Origin of the sequence: Bacillus sp. FJAT-18017 (assembly GCF_001278805.1) — a bacterium.
In the GTDB taxonomy this organism is placed as follows: domain Bacteria; phylum Bacillota; class Bacilli; order Bacillales; family Cytobacillaceae; genus Bacillus_D.
Genome location: NZ_CP012602.1, coordinates 1 through 2,500, shown reverse-complemented (window position 1 = coordinate 2,500; position 2,500 = coordinate 1). Strand labels below are relative to the sequence as shown.

General features: G+C 52.8%; 2 rRNA genes (1 of these 2 cut by a window edge). Both read left to right on the top strand.

Annotated features, from left to right (window positions below):
* A 23S ribosomal RNA gene (locus AM500_RS00010) occupies window positions 1–2,167 on the top strand; it begins 767 nt to the left of the window's first position.
* A 236-nt stretch (window positions 2,168–2,403) separates the two neighbouring features.
* A 5S ribosomal RNA gene (gene rrf, locus AM500_RS00005) occupies window positions 2,404–2,500 on the top strand.

The window sequence follows — 2,500 nt, the reverse complement described above, 5'->3', positions numbered from 1 at the left end:
TACTGGAGGCCCGAACCCACGCACGTTGAAAAGTGCGGGGATGAGGTGTGGGTAGCGGAGAAATTCCAATCGAACTTGGAGATAGCTGGTTCTCTCCGAAATAGCTTTAGGGCTAGCCTCACGTTGTAAGAGTCTTGGAGGTAGAGCACTGTTTGGACTAGGGGCCCCCATCGGGTTACCGAATTCAGACAAACTCCGAATGCCAAAGACTTATCCGTGGGAGTCAGACTGCGAGTGATAAGATCCGTAGTCAAAAGGGAAACAGCCCAGACCACCAGCTAAGGTCCCAAAGTATACGTTAAGTGGAAAAGGATGTGGAGTTGCTTAGACAACCAGGATGTTGGCTTAGAAGCAGCCATCATTTAAAGAGTGCGTAATAGCTCACTGGTCGAGTGACTCTGCGCCGAAAATGTACCGGGGCTAAACGTATCACCGAAGCTGTGGGTGGACACCTTATGGTGTCCGCGGTAGGAGAGCGTTCCAAGGGCGTCGAAGCAAGACCGGAAGGACTTGTGGAGCGCTTGGAAGTGAGAATGCCGGTATGAGTAGCGAAAGATGGGTGAGAATCCCATCCACCGAATGCCTAAGGTTTCCTGAGGAAGGCTCGTCCGCTCAGGGTTAGTCGGGACCTAAGCCGAGGCCGAAAGGCGTAGGCGATGGACAACAGGTTGATATTCCTGTACCACCTCTTCATCGTTTGAGCAATGGGGGGACGCAGGAGGATAGGGTAAGCGCACTATTGGACATGTGCGTCTAAGCAGTTAGGCTGGGAAGCAGGCAAATCCACTTCCCGTGAAGGCTGAGCTGTGACAGCGAGGGAAATTTAGTACCGAAGTTCCTGATTCCACACTGCCAAGAAAAGCCTCTAGCGAGATGAAAGGTGCCCGTACCGCAAACCGACACAGGTAGGCGAGGAGAGAATCCTAAGGTGAGCGAGAGAACTCTCGTTAAGGAACTCGGCAAAATGACCCCGTAACTTCGGGAGAAGGGGTGCTCTTTAGGGTTCATAGCCCTGAAGAGCCGCAGTGAATAGGCCCAGGCGACTGTTTAGCAAAAACACAGGTCTCTGCGAAGCCGCAAGGCGAAGTATAGGGGCTGACGCCTGCCCGGTGCTGGAAGGTTAAGAGGAGGGGTTAGCTCACGCGAAGCTCTGAATCGAAGCCCCAGTAAACGGCGGCCGTAACTATAACGGTCCTAAGGTAGCGAAATTCCTTGTCGGGTAAGTTCCGACCCGCACGAAAGGCGTAACGATCTGGGCACTGTCTCAACGAGAGACTCGGTGAAATTATAGTACCTGTGAAGATGCAGGTTACCCGCGACAGGACGGAAAGACCCCGTGGAGCTTTACTGCAGCCTGATATTGAATTTTGGTACAGCTTGTACAGGATAGGTAGGAGCCTGAGAAGCCGGAGCGCCAGCTTCGGTGGAGGCGTCGGTGGGATACTACCCTGGCTGTATTGAAATTCTAACCCGCACCCCTTATCGGGGTGGGAGACAGTGTCAGGCAGGCAGTTTGACTGGGGCGGTCGCCTCCTAAAATGTAACGGAGGCGCCCAAAGGTTCCCTCAGAATGGTTGGAAATCATTCGCAGAGTGTAAAGGCACAAGGGAGCTTGACTGCGAGACCTACAAGTCGAGCAGGGACGAAAGTCGGGCTTAGTGATCCGGTGGTTCCGCATGGAAGGGCCATCGCTCAACGGATAAAAGCTACCCCGGGGATAACAGGCTTATCTCCCCCAAGAGTCCACATCGACGGGGAGGTTTGGCACCTCGATGTCGGCTCATCGCATCCTGGGGCTGTAGTCGGTCCCAAGGGTTGGGCTGTTCGCCCATTAAAGCGGTACGCGAGCTGGGTTCAGAACGTCGTGAGACAGTTCGGTCCCTATCCGTCGTGGGCGCAGGAAATTTGAGAGGAGCTGTCCTTAGTACGAGAGGACCGGGATGGACGCACCGCTGGTGTACCAGTTGTCTTGCCAAAGGCATCGCTGGGTAGCTATGTGCGGACGGGATAAGTGCTGAAAGCATCTAAGCATGAAGCCCCCCTCAAGATGAGATTTCCCATTCGCAAGAAGTAAGATCCCTGAAAGATGATCAGGTTGATAGGTCAGAGGTGGAAGCGCGGCGACGTGTGGAGCTGACTGATACTAATAGATCGAGGACTTAACCAAATAGAAAAGTGTAGGCGACTGTACAGCCTCGACAAGCGCTGGAAGGCCGGCTAGGAAGTCGTTTTTTGACTTCCGTGGACGGACTGAAGCGACCTCGAGAGGCTAGAAGCCGAAACTGGACAAATTGATTACTTGATGTTCTTCTAATTCTTCCTTTACGATTATCCAGTTTTGAGGGAACAGAAATTCTCTTGAAAAAAACCAAAAAGACATTATAATAATATATGTCTTCATTGTCTGGCGACTATGGCGAGAAGGTCACACCCGTTCCCATCCCGAACACGGAAGTTAAGCTTCTCAGCGCCGATGGTAGTTGGGGCGTAAGCCCCTGTG